The 17,287-nt window shown below is 65.7% G+C and carries 17 protein-coding genes and 1 pseudogene; 7 read left to right on the top strand and 11 right to left on the bottom strand.

The features are described 5' to 3' along the window. Window positions 1-5: 5 nt before the first annotated feature. The 9 genes from P9A17_RS04095 to P9A17_RS04055 form a co-directional block, all read right to left on the bottom strand. Window positions 6-986 (bottom strand): amidohydrolase family protein, encoded by a 981-nt coding sequence (locus P9A17_RS04095; protein WP_278037325.1) that lies wholly within the window; start codon window positions 984-986, stop codon window positions 6-8. Then, on the bottom strand, window positions 974-1,972 hold the full coding sequence (locus P9A17_RS04090) for an amidohydrolase family protein (RefSeq protein WP_278037324.1): 999 nt from the start codon (window positions 1,970-1,972) through the stop codon (window positions 974-976). Before P9A17_RS04090 ends, P9A17_RS04095 begins: the two co-directional genes overlap by 13 nt. Then, complete coding sequence (locus tag P9A17_RS04085) at window positions 1,969-2,661, bottom strand: Dabb family protein (protein WP_278037323.1); 693 nt, start codon at window positions 2,659-2,661, stop codon at window positions 1,969-1,971. Before P9A17_RS04085 ends, P9A17_RS04090 begins: the two co-directional genes overlap by 4 nt. A 33-nt stretch (window positions 2,662-2,694) precedes the next feature. Then, window positions 2,695-3,453, bottom strand: a complete 759-nt coding sequence (locus P9A17_RS04080) for an ABC transporter ATP-binding protein (RefSeq protein WP_278037322.1) — start codon at window positions 3,451-3,453, stop codon at window positions 2,695-2,697. A 19-nt stretch (window positions 3,454-3,472) separates the two neighbouring features. Continuing rightward, window positions 3,473-4,264, bottom strand: a complete 792-nt coding sequence (locus P9A17_RS04075) for an ABC transporter permease subunit (RefSeq protein ID WP_278037321.1) — start codon at window positions 4,262-4,264, stop codon at window positions 3,473-3,475. Beyond that, entirely contained in the window at window positions 4,261-5,163 is a 903-nt protein-coding gene (locus P9A17_RS04070; protein ID WP_278037320.1) for an ABC transporter permease, read from the bottom strand. The genes P9A17_RS04075 and P9A17_RS04070 overlap by 4 nt, the downstream gene beginning before the upstream one ends. Continuing rightward, window positions 5,160-6,191, bottom strand: a complete 1,032-nt coding sequence (locus P9A17_RS04065; protein ID WP_278037319.1) for an ABC transporter substrate-binding protein — start codon at window positions 6,189-6,191, stop codon at window positions 5,160-5,162. Before P9A17_RS04065 ends, P9A17_RS04070 begins: the two co-directional genes overlap by 4 nt. 322 nt (window positions 6,192-6,513) lie before the next feature. After that, a complete protein-coding gene (locus tag P9A17_RS04060; RefSeq protein WP_278037318.1) occupies window positions 6,514-7,503 on the bottom strand; it encodes a Gfo/Idh/MocA family oxidoreductase in 990 nt (329 codons plus the stop codon). A gap of 187 nt (window positions 7,504-7,690) precedes the next feature. Continuing rightward, complete coding sequence (locus tag P9A17_RS04055; protein ID WP_278037317.1) at window positions 7,691-8,425, bottom strand: GntR family transcriptional regulator; 735 nt, start codon at window positions 8,423-8,425, stop codon at window positions 7,691-7,693. On the opposite strand from P9A17_RS04055, the gene P9A17_RS04050 reads away from it, so the two are divergent. The 5 genes from P9A17_RS04050 (at window position 8,377) to P9A17_RS04030 (ending at window position 13,147) form a co-directional block, all read left to right on the top strand. Next, window positions 8,377-9,366 (top strand): DMT family transporter, encoded by a 990-nt coding sequence (locus P9A17_RS04050; RefSeq protein WP_278037316.1) that lies wholly within the window; start codon window positions 8,377-8,379, stop codon window positions 9,364-9,366. The two genes, P9A17_RS04055 and P9A17_RS04050, sit on opposite strands and share 49 nt — an antisense overlap. A gap of 102 nt (window positions 9,367-9,468) precedes the next feature. After that, the gene (locus tag P9A17_RS04045; protein WP_278037315.1) at window positions 9,469-10,833 is read left to right on the top strand and encodes a flavin monoamine oxidase family protein; all 1,365 of its coding nucleotides are present in this window, start codon (window positions 9,469-9,471) and stop codon (window positions 10,831-10,833) included. 41 nt (window positions 10,834-10,874) lie between these two features. After that, entirely contained in the window at window positions 10,875-11,039 is a 165-nt protein-coding gene (locus P9A17_RS04040) for a hypothetical protein (protein WP_278037314.1), read from the top strand. 37 nt (window positions 11,040-11,076) lie between these two features. Beyond that, window positions 11,077-12,255, top strand: coding sequence for an FAD-dependent oxidoreductase (locus tag P9A17_RS04035; protein ID WP_347403826.1), 1,179 nt, complete (start codon window positions 11,077-11,079; stop codon window positions 12,253-12,255). A gap of 22 nt (window positions 12,256-12,277) precedes the next feature. Further along, a complete protein-coding gene (locus P9A17_RS04030) occupies window positions 12,278-13,147 on the top strand; it encodes a CHAD domain-containing protein (protein ID WP_278037312.1) in 870 nt (289 codons plus the stop codon). 839 nt (window positions 13,148-13,986) lie between these two features. Here the strand turns inward: P9A17_RS04030 and P9A17_RS04025 are convergent. Next, window positions 13,987-14,868, bottom strand: a pseudogene (locus P9A17_RS04025) (DUF4407 domain-containing protein); the annotation flags it as partial. 281 nt (window positions 14,869-15,149) lie between these two features. Here P9A17_RS04025 and P9A17_RS04020 point away from each other — a divergent pair. Beyond that, window positions 15,150-15,521, top strand: a complete 372-nt coding sequence (locus tag P9A17_RS04020; protein WP_278037311.1) for a DUF202 domain-containing protein — start codon at window positions 15,150-15,152, stop codon at window positions 15,519-15,521. Window positions 15,522-15,572: 51 nt separating this feature from the next. Here P9A17_RS04020 and P9A17_RS04015 read toward each other — a convergent pair whose 3' ends face one another. Then, a complete protein-coding gene (locus P9A17_RS04015; protein WP_278037310.1) occupies window positions 15,573-16,319 on the bottom strand; it encodes an alpha/beta hydrolase in 747 nt (248 codons plus the stop codon). A gap of 33 nt (window positions 16,320-16,352) precedes the next feature. Here P9A17_RS04015 and P9A17_RS04010 point away from each other — a divergent pair, with 33 nt between their 5' ends. Then, window positions 16,353-17,285, top strand: coding sequence for a nitronate monooxygenase (locus P9A17_RS04010; protein WP_278037309.1), 933 nt, complete (start codon window positions 16,353-16,355; stop codon window positions 17,283-17,285). Window positions 17,286-17,287: the final 2 nt, after the last annotated feature.

The following is a 17,287-nucleotide window of genomic DNA, read 5'->3' as shown; positions in this document are numbered from 1 at the left end:
CCGCGCTATTGGAGCCCCAACATGCGGGCCGGGTTGGTCGACAGGATCGCCGTGCGCTCCTCCTCGGTGATGCCTGGCATGCTCTCCAGCCAGTCGACCGGATCCTCCTGGACCATCGGCGCGGGATAGTCGGTGCCAAGGACCACCCGGTCGATGCCGACGGCGTCGATGAGGAACCGTAATGTCGACTCGGTGTAGGTACAGGAGTCATAGTAGAACCGACTGAGGTACTCGCTCGGTGGGCGCGTCAGCGTCGACTTCGCATCAGAGAACTCCGGTACTTCCATGTCCGCCGCGCGCCAGGTCTTGTCCATCCGGGCCGCACCGAACGCCGAGTAGCCGCCCGCATGTCCGAGGCAGATCTTCAGATCCGGGTAGCGGTCCATGACGCCGCCGAACACGAGCGTGCCGAAGGTGACGGCACGGTCGACGAGGTTGCCGATGCTATTGGGCAACGCGTACCTCGACGTCCGCGCTTTGACGAGCGTCGGCCCGCACTGGTGGAAGAACACGACGGCCCCAAGGGATTCCGCGGCCTCCCAAAAGGGATAGAACTCCGGTTCGTCGAACGTCAGCCCGTTGACATGATCGTTGATCGTGACGCCGCGGTAGTCGAGCTTGGACATCGCGAACTCCATCTCGGTGACGGCCATGTCGACGTCCTGCATCGGTACCGTAGCCAGTCCGGTGAACCGGTCGGGGTGGTCGCGCATCATCGCGCCGATCTCCTCGTTGCAGGCTCGCGCGATGTCGAGCGTCAGCGCAGGGTCCAGGTCGTACCGGTAGAAGTCGTTGTTGACGGTCAGCACATGCATGTCGACGCGTGCGGCGTCCATCTTCGCGATGCGGTCGGCCGGTGCGATCGAGAACTCCGGTATCTCGAGTTCGCCGATCTCACTGGTCAGCGTGTGCCAGGTTCCTCCATCCAGCACCGTCTCCCGGAAGCTGGGTGGCGTGACGTGGGAGTGAACATCTATGACGGACAACTGTTTTCGACCTCTCTACTCGTCACGTCGCCGAGCAGCGACGCGGCGGTCCCCCGCAGGATCGATTCGATCTCACCTTCTGTCAGGACCCCGATGCGGCTCAGCCGCGTGACAGGATCCAGCACCCGCATCGGCGCGGGCCAGTCTGTACCGAGAACCACCCGGTCGGCGCCGACGACGTCGACGAGGTAGCGCAGCGTCCTCGGCTCGTAGGTCACCGCGTCGTAGATGAACCTGCGCGCATAGGTGCTCGGCGGGCCCGTCGTGGCGCCCCGCATGTCCGGGAACGCACGCCAGCCCTGGTCCATCCGGTCGAGAGCGAACGCCGTGTAGCCGCCGCCATGCCCGAGGCACACTTTCAGATCCGGATAGCGGTCCATGACCCCGCCGTAGACGAGCGCCCCGAAGGTGATGGTGCGGTCCACGAGGTTGCCGATCGAGTTGAAGAAGAAGTACTTCTCGATCCGCGACTCCACGGACGTCGGCGCGTACTGGTGCACCAGGATCAGCGCGCCGAGCTCCTCGGCGGCCTCCCAGAACGCGTCAAACCGCGGTGCGTCATAGGTTTCGCCATTGACATGGTCATCGATCATCACCCCGCGGAGGCCGAGGTCTACGACGGCCCTCGTCAGTTCGGCGACGGCCAAATCGGTGTCCTGCATCGGCACAGTGGCCAGCCCGGCGATGCGACGCGGACGGGCCCGCACCATCTCGGCGACCTCGTCGTTGACGTCGCGGGCGATGACCGCAGCGTCACCCGGATGCCGGTGGTACTGGTAGAACACGTCGGTCGGCGACGTCAGTTGCACATCGATGCCGTCGGCGTCCATCGCTTCGACGCGCTGCTCCAGCGACCAGCGGTTCATCGGGTTGTGTAGCTCCCCGTCCACCGACGTCATGCCGTGCCAGTCGCTTCCGGACAGGACCGCGTCACTGAAACAGCGCGGCGTGACGTGTGCGTGGACGTCGACGATGGCGTGGCTCATAGGCCGTGCATGGTGTGGGACAGGCGGGCGGTCCATTCGTACTGCGTGGCCTCGCCGACCTGCTTCATCACGCGGGCATATTCCTCGCCCGCGATGAGCTCCGCTGCGGCCTCCTTTGTGGCGCAGCGGATGTCGACGATGAAGTCGAAATCGGTTGTCAGGTCCCCGACATTTTTTCCGATGAGAACCTGCTCGACCTGCGGCGTGTCCTGCAAGCCGCGCAACGCATCCAGCGACAGTTCTTTGGTGGCGTCGTCGGTCTCGTCGGACCATAGGAACATCGCCGAGTGCTTGACCTGATCTCTCACGATCGGTGGCTCATCGTCATACCACCAGTCGACGCGCGCCGTGATCTCGCCCTGGCAGATTGAGGCGTTGTAGACGGCGACCTCATGGTGCACATCGTCGACGTTGTAGGCCTCCAGCCCCTCCAGGTCGTCGAAGTCCAGGTGCAACGCGACGTCGTAACTCATTGCGGGGCCGAGTTTCTGGCTGCGCCACTTGGGCGCCCGCTTCCACGGCTTGACTTCGCGCAGCAGCGCCGATCCACCGAACAGGTCGGTGCCGAAGTCCAGTGCCCGCACCATCGGGCAGGCGAATCTCATATAGGCCAGGCCCTTCAGCATCTGCATTTGCTGCTCGGGGGTTGATTCTTCGCGGAGCATAAAAAACGCACTATGACGCAACATCAGAATTGGTTTCCCTTCGAAGGTGAATAGTGTTCAGGCGCTCAGCGGTTCGAGGCGCATCTGCTCGAACAACGCCAGCACGTCGGCTTGCTGGGTGACCACGGCCCGGTCGGTCTGCAACCGCGGCCGCGGAAGCGTGATCGGGATGTCGGCGTAGAGGATGCCGCCGGTGTTCATCATCAGGATCCGGTCGGACAGTTGCACCGCCTCGTTGACGTCGTGGGTGACGAAAAGGACGGTGGCCCCCGACGCCTGCCACAGCTGTTGCAGATCGGTCCGCAGTCCACGGGCCGTGATGGCGTCGAGGTGGCTGAACGGCTCATCCATCAGTAGCAGATCAGGTTCGATGGACAGTGCCCTGGCGATGCCGATGCGCTGCCGCATTCCGCCCGACAGTTGCGCAGGATACATCGACGCAGTGTGCGCTAGACCGACCATATCCAGGTAGTGCAAGCACTTTCGTTCTCTGCTCTTACGGTCGCCTGTGTCGTGGACGTACATCATGTTGTCGAGCACGGTCCGCCAGGGCAGCAGCCGGGGGTCCTGGAAGACGTACCCGATCTTGGCTCGCGCCGATTCCCCGGTGACCGAAATAACACCAGCCGTGGGCTTTTCGACTCCGGATACCAGGTTGAGGAACGTGCTCTTGCCGCAGCCTGACGGACCGACGAGGCAGACGAATGTGTGGCCGGACACCTCGAAGGTGAAATCGTTGATCGCGAGGACACCGTTCTGATCGCTTGCCCGGGCCTCGTAGGCCTTGCTGACATGGTCGGCTACGAGTCTTGCCATGATGTCTCCTGTCGCGGATCTACCATCGTTCCGTTCCTTCCTGCCACCGCCGCGACCAGCGGGCGAGGCGTTCGAGTATCAGTCTGTCCACGGCGAGGATGACCGCGATCTCGATCAGTCCCCATCCCATCAATCCGTTGAAATTGCCTGCGTCGTACCAATATGCGGCGCGGTAACCGGCCCCCCAGTTGCTGGCGAAGAATTCGACCAGGGACAGCGCACCCCAGCCGGCGAGCACCGCGTACCGGAAGCCGGCGATGATGTAGGGCGCCATCGCGGGCAGGACCAGCGTGGCGAACGTGCGTCGCTGGGACACCCGGTAAGCGGCCGACATCTCCAGCAGCGGTTTCGGAAGAGACTTGGCCCCTTCGAAGGTGGATGCGATGAGCATCGGTGTGGCCGCCAGCACCGGCACCACGAACGGACCAACTTCCGAGAAGCCCCACCAGATCGCCGCCAGCAGAGCCCAGATGAAGGCGGGCAGCGCGAGCAGGACGGTATTGATGTCCCGGCAGAATGCGCCGACGCGCCACCACCGGCCCATCGCCCAGCCGATCAGTACACCGAGCACGAGCACCGCCGAGAGCGCAAGCGCGGCCCGGCGCAGCGTCCACGTCAGATGCACCCAGAGTTCGCCGCGCAGCGTCTCGTCGACGATGAACTGTACGGTGCCGATCGGTGTCGGGATGTTGTCCGACAACAACCCGATGAGCTGCCAGCCGACCAACACGAGCAGACGCGCGGTGTAGCGGGCCGCCCTGTCGGACAGCAGCCGGGGCCGGGTGTCAGACGACGCGGAGATGACGGTCATGCGCCCACCCCGCGCCGGGCCGCGTCGCCGGTCAGTAACTCCACATTCATCTCGGCGTTCCCCGCCGGAGCAGGTTCCGGCGAGGTCCCCCGTCTCCGGCCGAACCGGGGTTGCCGCGGAGGCGCCTCGTTGCGCCAACGGAACAGCCGATGCTCGACGTTGACCAGCACCAGCCGCTCGACCAGCACGACGAAGATGACGAAGAAGCCCATCCACGCCAGCAGATCTCGGACCGAGAACAGATGGTAGGACCTGGCGATCTGATAGCCGACCCCGCTGTCGCCACCGAATGTCTCGACCAGTGCCGCCAGCTTCCACGAGTCGGCGAATGACACGCGGCCGCCTGCGAACGCGAACGGGGTGACGGTCGGCACCAGCACGTGCCGGAACAGCTGGAAGCGATTCCTGTTGAACGCCTTGCTCATACCGACCAGGTCCTGGTCCACCGACATCATGCCGGCCGCGACGTTCAGCGCGATCGACGGCAGCACGAACAGGATTACCACCGAGGTCGGGCCCATCCCGCTGATACCGAAGACGACGATCGCGACGATGGCGTACACGATCAGCGGAACGTTGGCGGCCAGGTAGATCAGGTCGTGAAAGAACGCCCGGGCGTACCGGTAGCGCCCCATCAGGAACCCGATCACGGATCCCGCGACCACGGCCACCATCCACCCCAGCACAGCGCGCCAGAAGCTCATCAGAAAGTTGTGCAGCACATCTCCGGTGGCGATCAGCTCCCACATCCGAGCCGCGACCGCCCACGGCGCAGGCAGCACGTAGGGCTCCATTCGGGAGGCCGCGTAGGCCCAGATGCCGATGAAGGCGGCGACGCCAGCCAGCGAATAGGCTTGTGCCGCAAGCGCTCGCCGTGTTCTCGGGGACGGGGCTTTCACGACTGCGGGGAGACGACGGCCATCTCCGGATCGGCGGTGTCGGCATTGACGACGCCTGCGTCCTTGAGCAGCCCGTAGATGCCCTTCTCCTGATCGATCCACTGCTGGTCGAGGTAAGGCGAGTCGACGAACCAGTCGAAGGTGTTGCCGAAGTAGGCCTTCATCCACACGGCCTCCTCCGGCGACGCGACGGCGAAGTGCTCGGGATAGGCGTCGATGATCTCCTCGCGGTGTTCGGCCCATTCGTCGAGTGCCCGCTGCCACACACTGAGGAAGAACGCCGCTTCGTCCTTATGCGTGTCGTACCAGTCTTTTCGGGCGACGAATAGGTTGCTCATCACGCCCTTGTGCCCGGGTGAGATGGATTCGCCGTACAACTCCGATGCGGACTTACCGTCGTACATGATGTTGAGCTTGCCGGAGGCGAACTCGGGGATGGACTGCGTCGGATCGGCGAACGCTGCGCACACTTCGCCTTCCTGGACCAGGCTTGGGATGATCTGGTAGTCAGCGGTGACGAGGTTGAGATCCTCGCCGTTCTCGGCGAGTTCGCGGTTGTCGATCTTGTCGACGAGTGCTTGCCAGATCAGCGCGTTGCCGACGACGGACTCGGCGGCGATCTTGCAGTCCTTGGGAAGGTCTGCCGCCGTCTCCCACTCGGGGTTGGCGGTGATCATTACGTCCTTGGCGTAGTTGAACTTTCCGAACGTCACCGTCTTGATGCCGGTTTCCTGCTCGAGGTTCTGCAGTTCGTAACTGCCGATGGAGATGACGTCGGCATGCCCCCCGACGAACTGACCGAACTCGTCCCAGGTGATGGTCTGCAGGATCCGGTAGCCCGAATCCTGTTCCATCTCCTCGAGGATTCCCTGGTCTTGCATCCAGTCCCAGGCGGGGTCTGGCGAGAACGTGAACCGGATGACGTTCTCTGTGCTCTCGGCGGCGGCGTTCGTCGTCTCGGCGGGTCCCGAGCATCCGGCGACGAGCAGGGCTGACGCGCTCAGCGCGCAGAACAACGATTTCTTCATGGGTGACCTCCTACGTCCGGTGGTGAACCACCGTCCACGCTGACGGGTCGCTGAGCGTCAGACGCGCAGCGGCGGCTAAGCCACTCGGTACCGCTGCGTCAAAGCGCATCTAAAACCCGTCGGAGGCCGAAATACCTACTGAGTGACAGGAACACCACGATAGGGGCCGGCAAGACATCGTAGGTTTCGCATACGTAAAGACCTTGGTTCAGCAACGAAACCTGTTCGGGGAAAGTCACTTCCGGCCTCGGGTTTCGGACACCAACGAAGTGGCCCTGGCCGGGGTCCCGGTGGGCTCGGTCGATCGGCGCGAGTTGTCCCGTCAGCCCTCGACAGTGACGACGCGCTTGTCGGTCGCAGAGCGGTAGAGCGCCTCGGCGACGCAGACGGCGTGCAAGCCGTCTGCGCCGTCCCCGCTGAGCTCCGTGGCGCCGCGGACCGCATCGGTGAAAGCGGCGACTTCACTGACGTAGGCCGACTCCGGCGAGGACGCCAACCTGGTGGTTCCGGCGCCGTCGTGAAGATCCAGCGTGTCCCCGGGGGCCGGGGTGGTTCCGCCGCGCGCATCGAGCCAACCCGCCTCACCGAACACCGTCCAGTCCGGCCGGGTTCCCGGGCGCTTGCTGTGGGAGACCATGTTGACCAATGCGCCACCGGCGAGCCGGCAGGTCCCGACGAAGACGTCCTCCTCGACGGAAAGGTCGGTCATGCAGGTCACTTCGACGATGGGCTCGCCGCAGAGGAACGCCGCCAGGTCCACCGCGTGGACGCCCTGGTGCAGCAACGATCCGCCACCGGCGAGAGAGGGCTCGGACCGCCAGGTGTCGTACGGGTAGAGAGCCTTGCCCGCCGCGATCGCCATCTCGGCGTAGAACACTTCGCCGAGTCGGCCTTCTGAGATCGCCTGCCGACCGGCTCGCGCGGTTTCTTTGTGCCGCAGGTGGAACCCGACGCCGAGCATCACGGCATTGCGCGCCGCGGCGTCCACCATCCGGCGAGCGTCGGCGCGGTCGAGCGCCATCGGCTTCTCGACCAGGACGTGCTTGCCCGCCTCGACGGCGGCCACGGTGTGCTCGGTGTGCAGGGCGTTCGGCGAGGCGATGTAGACGATCTGCACCTGTGGATCGGCGAGCATCTCGGCGTAGTCGGCATAGGCGGCCGCTGCGCCGTGTTTGGCGGCGAACGCGTGAGCACGTTTGTCGCTGCGGCTGCAGGCCGCTGCCAGATGGCTGTCAGGGTAACCGCTGACCGCGGGCGCGATCGACAGATCGGCAATGGCTCCGATGCCGATCAGACCCCAACCGGTACTCACTGTGGCCACGCTCCTTCGCCGCGATGGACTCCACGTCAGGAACGAACATATATGTTATGTAATTCCAGCGGGTTTCCAGTTTGTAAACGCTGCCGGAAGCGCTACATCAGGCTGCTGCACCGGTTTTCCCAGCTCACCAGCACACACCGCTGCATTTCATGCGTTATATATGTTATGTAATCGACTATCAAATGGTGCTGGAGGCGCTCGGCAGTGACCCCAGCGAGAGGGCGGTATGCGGAATCTGGATCGCGAGCGCGGCGTCCGCATCCCGCTGCCGGTAAGCCCGCAGCAGGTCGATGTGGTCGTCGTTGGCGCGACGCCGGATCGACGGTTCGATGCGCTGCGACTGCGCGGTACACAATGCCGCGGCATCCTCAAGCCGGTTGAAGATCGCCGTCAGGTGCCTCGATCGCATCGCGTCATGCAACAGACAGTGGAAGCGCCGATTGAGTTCGACCCACGCCCCCAGGTCCGATTCACCGACCATCAGTTCGGCGAGTTGGTCGGCGCGGTCGAGTTCGTTATCGGTGACATTGCGCACGCTGAGATCGACCGCCATGGGCTCGAGCTTCTCGCGGATGCGCAGGATCTCTTCGAGGTCTTCGCGGCTGGTACCGCGGACGATCCCGCCCCGGTGGCTGTCGAGCACGATGAGACCCTCCGTAGCCAGGTCCCGCATCGCCTCTCGCACCGGAGTCACGCTGACGCTCAGCTGCGAGGCGACCTCGGCCTGGATCAGGTGCTCGCCTGCGGCCAGCTCTCCCCGAAAAATAGCGCGCCGCAGGGCTTCCCGCACGAACTCGTGTGCAGTCTGCCGTTCCTTGCCGGAGCGGTTGAGTTCTATGGGCATCAGCTCTCCCGGACTGCGACATGACAGATTCGATTCTGCATCGTATATGTCGCGATCGGCACCGGCCACGGACTCGGGACGTCGAGCGGCCTCAGCCGCGGCTGCTGCGCGGCACGAGCCTCTACCTCACGATCGCAGTGGTGGGCCTCGTGCATGGATTGAACTGGCCTGTGATGGCGCACGGCGTGACGTTGATGCCGCCAGAATGGCTGGCCGCGTTCCGCCTCGGCGTCGGGGGCATCGTCGCGGCGGTTGCGATGGCAGGAATCGGCAAGCTCCACCGTCCGGTCAGGGAAGACCTCCCCGTGGTGATCTCGGTCGGCGTGCTCCAGCTTGCGGTGGTGTACGCACTGATGTTCGTCGCGCTGACACAAGCGCCCGCAGGTCGCTCTGCGGTGCTGCTCCACACGTCGGCGTTGTGGGCCGTCCCGATTGCCGCGCTGTTCCTGCGGGAGCGCTACAGCATGCTGACCGTCGCCGGCCTCGTGGCAGGCATCTGCGGCGTAGTGCTGTTGCTTGCACCGTGGGAAGACGGATTCTTCAGCAGCACTCGGCCTTTCGGTTACGGACTGCTCCTGGCGGGCGCCGCGATCAACGCCGCGGTGACGGTCCACATCCGATCGCACCGTTGGACCGGGTCCCCACTAGAGCTCCTGCCGTGGCAACTCGGAATCGGTTGTCTCGCAGCGGCAACCTACGCCTGGGCGTCCGCCGGGCCGCCACTGTTCGGCCTAAATTGGCAGGTACTACTTGTCGTTCTCTATCAGGGAGTGTTCGCCTCGGCGATCGGCGTCTGGGGCGTCCTCGCCATCAGCCGCAGCCTCGGGGCAGTGTCGAGCAATCTCAGCCTCATGGTGGTCCCGGTTCTGGGGTTGCTGTCGTCGGCCGTCTTCCTCGCCGAGGGATTGCCGTTCTACGTATTATTGGGCCTCGCAACGATCCTCGTCGGCGCAGCCATGGGAATCACTGCGACGAGGGCCTCCCCTACCCCCGCGGACCCGTTGGGATGACGGTTGCAATACTGACCGAGTCAAATAGAAGGCAGCCTTAATATTGACTCTCCCGCTAATTGCGCGCAGCCTGGATAGCTCACAGCTTGCGGGGAGCAGGTCATGGTTGACGTCGACTATTGCGTGGTGGGTGCGGGTTTCGCCGGGCTGACAGCAGCGCTGCGCCTCAAACAGGCTGGGCACTCGGTGATGTTGCTCGAGGCCCGCGACCGGGTCGGCGGTCGCACCTTCACAGTCGACCGCGACGACGGGTCCTGGATCGACCGTGGCGGCGCGTGGATCGGTCCGGGTCAGGACCGCATCTACGCGCTGATGAAGGAGTTCGGGATCCCCGAGTACAAGCAATACGTCGAGGGCGACGCGATGATGTTCATCGACGGCAAGAAGTACACGTACCAGGGCACGATCCCGCTGTCGTTGAGCCCGTTCGCCGTGGCCAACCTCGGTGTCGTCTTCTTCGAGCTCACACAGATGTGCAAGACGATCCCGCCCGAGGCGCCGTGGACGGCGCCGAAGGCGCACAAGTGGGATCAGGTGACGTGGGCAAAGTGGTTGGAGGGCAACACGTTGTCCAAACCGGCACGGACTCTGCTGGAGTCGTCGGTCGCGGGAATCTACACGTCGGCGGCCTCGGAGCTGTCGCTGTTGTTCTGTCTGTACCAGATGGCCGCCGCGGGCGGGCCGAGCTTCGTCCTCGGTGTGAAGGACGCCGCCGAGGACGCGAGGCCGGTCGGCGGAATGGGCGCGATCCACAAAGCCATGACCGCTGAACTCGGCGACATCGTGAAGCTCGGGCAGCCGGTACGCAGCATCGCTCAGGACGACGATGGGGTCACGGTACGGTCGGAGGACATGGTGGTGCGGGCGCGCCGAGCCATCGTTGCCGTGCCGATTTGCATTGCCTCGCAGATCATTTACGAACCGCAGCTGCCGGTGGACCGCGCGTTTCTGCATCAGCGGATGCCCAGCGGGGCGGTGTTCAAGATCGCGTTGATCTACAACGAGCCGTTCTGGCGTGCCGACGGGCTGTCCGGGCAGTCGTTCGCGCCGGGATCGGCGGCCAACCTGACGATCGACTCGTGTACCGACACCGGAACGCCCGGCATTCTGACGGTCATCACCGAAGGCCCCGAAGCGCGTGACCTGTGCAAGCTTTCGGAGGCGGACCGCCGCCGGGCGGTGTTGTCCGCGGTGGCAGAGCGGTTCGGCGACAAGGCACTCGACCCCGTCGACTATCTCGAGCAGAACTGGACCGTCGAGCGTTACTCCGGCGGCGGGATGATCTCTCACACCCCACCCGGGGTGCTGACCGAGTTCGGACCGGCGCTGCGCGACCCGTGCGGCCGGATCCATTGGGCGGGAACCGAATCGTCAGCGTTGATGTACGGCTTCATCGACGGCGCGGTGCGCTCGGGCGAACGCGCCGCGATCGAGGTCGTCGAGCACGAGGCCTTCGCGCAGGCCTGACGCCAGGGTTCGTCAGGGCGCGGCCGGGGTACGCCTGCACCATGAAGACCGAATCCCTGCCGCAGCACCGCGGCAGCGCGCCTACCGAACCGCCCGAGCGACTCACCCCCACCGAGGTCCCCGAGCGCCTAGTCCCCGACGATGTTCCCGAGACACCGCCCGGGCCCGCGACGACACCCGACCCGGGGCCACCGCAGAAGGGCTAGGCACGTCTGCTGACCTGCAGGACCTCGCCTTCACCGGGTGCGGTGTACCCCTGTTGCCAGTGGGTATTCGTCCGAGGTGAGCAACTCAGGATTATTGGTAATCGGCAGCGGTCCGGCCGGGGTCGCAGCGGCCGAGGCGTATCGCGCCCGAAGGGCTGACAGTCCCGTGCGAGTGCTGACGGCCGACACCGCGCCGCCGTATCAGCGACCCCCTCTGAGCAAAGACTTCCTTCGCGGTGAGACCGACGAAGTTGACATGGCCATCAGTCGTCCCTTCGAGACGACGCTGGAAGCCAAGGTCACAGCGATCGACGTCGCCGCCCGCATCGTGACTGCGGCCGACGTCCGCTACGAGTACGACGAACTCGTTATCGCCTGCGGCGCAAGCCCGCAACCGCTGCCGGTCCCCGGTGGCGAGCAGGCTCTGCTGCTTCGCTCCTTCGACGACGCGAAGCGCTTGCGCGACGTTGCAACCTCCGCGAGGACGGCCGTGGTGATCGGCGCGGGATTCATCGGATGCGAGGCTGCAGCATCGCTGGCCATCAGAGGCCTTTCCGTCACCCTCATCGCGCCCGACGAACTGCCGCAGCAGAAGCGGCTGGGTGACGACGCGGGCGCGCGGCTGCGTCAACTGGTGGAGGCGACGGGCGTCCGTTTCGCGGGCAAGGCCAGGGTGGCATCGATTGGTGACGGACATGTCCACCTGGAGGACGGCTCCACGGTGCAGGCGGACCTGATTCTGGCCGCGACGGGCGTCAAACCCAATGCGGCTCTGGCCGAGATGGCGGGGATCACGTTGCAAAACGGGAGGATCCCCGTGGGGCCGGACATGCGGACTGCGGTCGACGGCGTGTGGGCCGCCGGCGATGTCGCGTTCGCCGTCAACACCGACGCGGGCCGGGCACTGGCTGTCGAGCACTGGGGCGACGCCATGGATCAAGGCGAGGTGGCGGGCTCCGCTGCTGCCGGCGAGGACGTGCAATGGAGCGGCGTGCCTGGCTTCTGGACGACCATCGGTGACACCGACGTCAAGTACCACGCGTGGGGCGACGGCTACCAACACAGCCGGCTGATCGACCGGGACGGCGGATTCACGGTCTGGTACGAGTCGGACGGCACCGTGGTCGGGGTACTCACATGCAATGCCGACGACGACTACGAGTCCGGGGAAGAACTGATCACCGCGGGCAAGCCGCCCCCGGTGGACGTGACCTGAGGCCCACGAGAGGAGTTCGACGATGACCACTGTCTCGACGCCGACTGACCGCGTTAAAACGCTTGCGCAACAACATGAATCACCGCTGATCGGATACCTGACCGAGCAGATTGGGCTCGTTCTCGACGGGTTGACCGGCCTGAGGGAAGGCACTGATCCCATTCACGACACGAGGGTGGCCATTCGGCGCACGCGCAGCACGCTACGGATCTTCAAGAAACAGCTGGACCCGGTGGCCGGCCCGGCTTTCGAGGAAGAACTCAAGTGGTTCGCCGGGGTTCTCGGCGACGTGCGCGATGTGCAGGTTCAGCTGCGCCGGTTACGCGACGCCCTCGACGAGATTCCCGAACTGTTGGTGCTCGGCCCGGTGGGCTCGAGAATCAATCTCGACCTCCGCGGCATCGAACTGCCTGCGCGCGACCGGGTGTCCGAAGCGATGGAGTCGCCGCGCTATCTGGACCTCGTCACCGAACTGCAGCGGTGGAGCGCTGCTCCTCCAATCCTGCCGGGCGGAACCACGAAGAAGTTGCGTGCGACAGCGCGAAAGGCAGGCGTCAAGGCCGACCGTCGGCTCAAGGTTGCTCTGAAAAGCGACGAAGACGATCTGCTCCACCGTGCCCGCAAGGCCGCCAAGCGGGCCCGCTACGCGCACGAACTGCTCCAGTGGAACGGCGCGTCGAAGAAGACGAAGCCAACGGTCAAGCACTACAAGCAGATTCAGAGTGTTCTCGGCGACATGCAGGATACCGTCGTGGCTCGGACGATGATCCGCCAGCTGGGTGCGGCAGCGGGAACCACCGCAGGCGAGAACGGCTTCACGTTCGGCCTGTTGTACGCCCGCCAGGAGCAACTGGCCCAGCGGTGCCGTGAGGACGTTGCGAAGCTGTCGTGACGCTGCATCGCTGCGGCAACTACGTCCCGGGGGGTATCTGTCGCGGCCCCGACGGTTCGACGAGTTCGCCTCGACCCTGCGAGGCGTCCATCGCGGCGCGGTTCGCGGAAGCAGACACGCTGCGTCGGTGATCGGCGGACGGCCGTGTCGACGCCACCCACTGCTGATCGTTCGCCGGTCCCTCTGCGGCAGACTCCGGGCCCCATTCGGTCTCCATGGCTTCGACGCTGACCTTGCGAGTCCGCTTTCCGCTTGAGCCAGAACTGGATTTCTTCGGTCTCCTCGAAAGCCTGGCGTACTCCCCGTAGCGGTCTGGTGGTGGTGTCGATGGCGCTGGCGACGATCGGCGGCACGAACGGACGGATCCATCTCGTCGCCGTCTTGGTCACCTCTGGAATCACCGACATCAGCGGATTGCCCGATTCCCTGACAGGTTTCTCCACCGGCACGGGAAGATTCTCCGGCTCGTCGACCAACCGATCCATTTGCGCGTCAGGCACTACTGCGGGCGTGAGGCTTGCCGCCTCGGCTTCTGCGGCGATCGGCAGGAACACGTCGTCGACGATGCGTTCCGAACGGGCTTGCAGCGCAGACCCGCGTGCCTCGATCACGCGGCGTCGCTGCTGCTCGCGTTCGATCTCCAGCTGGGCCTCCGCCGCGAGCCTGGCGCTGGCCAATTGCTGTTCGGCCCAGAGGTTCTCGACAGCGGCGCGCACCTCGGCGCGCTTCACCTCGATCGAGGTGTCGGCCAGCAGCTCCGCCCGCTCGCGCTCCACATGCGCGGCCACACCACGGTCCTGCGTCGTCTCCCCGCGCCACAACCGCAGGATCAACGGCAGCAGGCTCAGCAGAATGGCGGCTCCGACGACCAAGAACCGGAGAAGCAACGCTGCCGGATTGCCCAGGGCCTCGTCGTTCATCGCGATCCACCGCGCCCCGAGTCCAGCATCGGCGTCCGACATCGCTGCGGTGCGCGCCCGCGTCAGCTCTTGTTCGCCAGTGGCGACCTGCGCATCCAGCCTGGGCGTCTGCACATTGCGTCGAGCGAGGGCGGCGTCGAGTTGCGTCTGTGCGTCGGCGAGGAATTCGTTGGCCGTGCGCGCTTCCGGTCCGACACCGGGGTCGCCAGTGATGCGGATCTGGGGGCAGTCCGGGCTCGGGTTGTACTCGCAGCGCGCGACGACGAGTGCGTCCTCGCGGCGCTGCAGGGCCTGCTCGACCGCATTGCCGAGCTCTGCCCGGGCCGCCCTGGACTGCTGAAGGTCCTCCTCGGCTTGCACGACCGCGGGCGTGGAGGAGGCCTGCTGGGCGGCACGCTCGTCGAGCTGCCGATCGATCGCCCCGGAGAGCGCACCGATTGCGGCCAGCTCCCCGACGACGGCACCGACAGCGATGGCGATCGCTCCCCGCCCAAGGACGCTGGGCAAACCTCGGAGGGGCCCGCTCGCGACTGCCCGGATGACCGCGCCCACAAGTACGGCGGCCACACCCGTCACCGCGATGACCGCCGCGGTCGGCCACGATGTCGCCTCGGTGAAGGCCAGCGCGGCCACCAGCCATGAGAGTGCGACAAGCACCAGTACGACGACACCCGCGGTGACGTGCGAGGACCGCTCGTCGTCGCGGGTGAACCCGTGCGGCTCCGCACCTCCCACCCAGGTCAACGCCCGGGTGATGGGCGGTCGCTCCACCACGGTTTCAGCATTTCTATGAGCGCACATGCGTTCTCCCCTACGGCTTGCCGCGTGACGCAACACTCGATGGGCCACGCATCACGCGCCGGTGCGATTGCCGAAATTTTCTCACATCCGGCGAGCATCGCATCCGTAAGTGCGGTTACACCCCGCATCCGACAAGGCCCCCGGTGCGCTCGGCAAACTCGTCAAGCTCGAAACAGCCCGGGTGGCTTGAGCTTTGACATCCCAGAGTCCAGGGAGAACATCACGTGCCTGACGTGACATCGATATCCTGACACTCACCAACGCAGGCGAAGGGCGTCGTCATGACAGAACTGGACACCTCGACTCGACTCGCGATCGAGCGGACGCGCCTGGCCAGCGAGCGCACGTTGATGGCGTGGATTCGCACCAGCACGTCACTCATCGCGTTCGGCTTCACCATCTTCAAGTTCTTCCAGTACCTCGCCGACTCCGAGAACCTCGACCGGCCGATCGTCAGCCCGTGGGTGATGGGGATGGTGCTGATCGTCAGCGGTCTGATCGCGTTGGTGCTGGCGTGGTTTCAGCACCGCAAAGAGATCGCGGTGCTGAAGACGCAAGTCGGCGCAGTGCCGTTTTCGATTGCCGGCCTGATGTCAGCTCTGATCGCGACACTCGGCGTCCTCGCTCTCGTCGTGGTCATCTGGCGCCTCTGACTCACAACCCGAGGCGAACAGGTTGGCGACGATCACCGGTCCGAGCAGGCCTTAGTCCAGGGTCTCCCAGAATGACGTCAGCACCGCCGCTCCGCGTTTGGGGTCTTCCAGCATCCACCAATGCCCCAGTCCTTCAAGCACTTCGGTGCGCGCACCGGCACGATCGGCGGCCCGCCCTGGGTGCTCGCTCACCCTGGCGTACGGGTCGTCCGTCGCGCGCAACGACAACCCCGGCCGGGCCGCCGCGGCCTCCAGGGCGCGGCCAGCTTCCGCCATGGCGGGCTGCGCCGCCGAGCGGTACAGCGCCAGAATCGCGGTGCGCATGTCGTCGTTGACATGTTCGGCGACGGCGGCGGCGATATCCGGCGGAAAACCAAGGGAGCCCAGCAGTTCCGTCCGTCCGGGCACCCCGCCTGCCATCATCGCGTCCAGGGCTTCCTCACCGGCATCCGGTGTCTGCCACACCTGGGCCATGTCGTGCCAGACGTAGTCGGCGTCGAACAGTCCGACGACGTCGCAGACCCAGCTGCGCACCAGTTCGGGCCGGTGCATGACGACGTTCATGACGTGACCGCCGCCCCAGTCGTGGCCGACGAGATCGATCGGGCCGTCGATCTTCTCCAGCTCGGCTTCGAGCCAGTCCCGGTATTCGAGGAACGTCGCGCCGAATCCGTCGGGCAGCGGTGCACCGAACCCGGGCGGCGACAGCAGCACCACATCGTCACGACCGAGCACCGCGGTCAGCGGGCCCCAGATCGCCGAGGTCTCGGGGTTGCCGTGGACGAAGACGAGCGTCATACGCTCATCCTGGCATGACGGTGTGGAGGTGGGATGGAAAAGACAGCGACGCGGTGGTCGGCGGCCATGAACCTGGCCGCACCGATCGTCAATGCACCGATGGGCGGCGCGGCCGGCGGCCTGCTGGCCGCCGCAGTCAGCCGCGCCGGTGGGCTCGGCATGATCGGCAGTGGCAGCTCAGGGTCGGCGCAACAGCTCCAGGGACAACTGCACCTGCTCGGAGACACCAAGCAGCCCTTCGGCATTGGGCTCATCGACTGGGTCGTCAGGCGGGATGCACGCCTGCTCGCCACCGCACTCGACGCCCGTCCTGCGCTGCTGGCAGTCAGCTTCGGTGAAGACTGGGACTGGGTGTCTCGCGCCCGCGACGCCGGATCTGTCACAGCAACACAGGTGCCTGACGTGGAGTCGGCGCAGCGCGCCGCCGACGCGGGTGTCGAGGTGCTCGTCGCCCGTGGATCCGAGGCCGGCGGGCACGGCACACCGACGCTCTCGACGCTGCCGCTGCTCGCCGCAATCCTGGACCGGGTCGACGTGCCGGTGCTCGCCGCCGGCGGCATCGCCTCCAGTCGCGCTCTCGCCGCGGTCCTGGCCGCCGGCGCCTCCGGCGCATGGATCGGCACGGCGTTCGCGGCGTGCCGGGAGTCGCTGCTTCCCGAGGAGGCCCGGCAGGTGCTGGTCGACGCGCGCGCCGAGGACACGCTGACCACTCGCGTGTTCGACGTCGCTCTGGGCTACCCGTGGCCCGAGACGCTGCCCGAGCGGGTCGTCCGTAACGTCTTCACCGACGCGTGGGACGGGCGCATCCCCGACGACGACGCACGTGCGCGACTCCTCCAGGCGATCGCCGACGACGACTTCCGCGTCGCGCCGGTGAACGCCGGACAGGGCGTCGGCGATATCGCCGCCGTCGAGACCGCGGCCGCGATCATCGAACGCCTCACGAAACCGCCACCCCGGTCGTGATT

It is taken from the genome of Mycobacterium sp. 236(2023) (genome assembly GCF_029623955.1).
Lineage (GTDB): Bacteria > Actinomycetota > Actinomycetes > Mycobacteriales > Mycobacteriaceae > Mycobacterium.
Note: the sequence above shows the minus strand (reverse complement) of the source record. Positions and strands in the feature narration are given on the sequence as shown.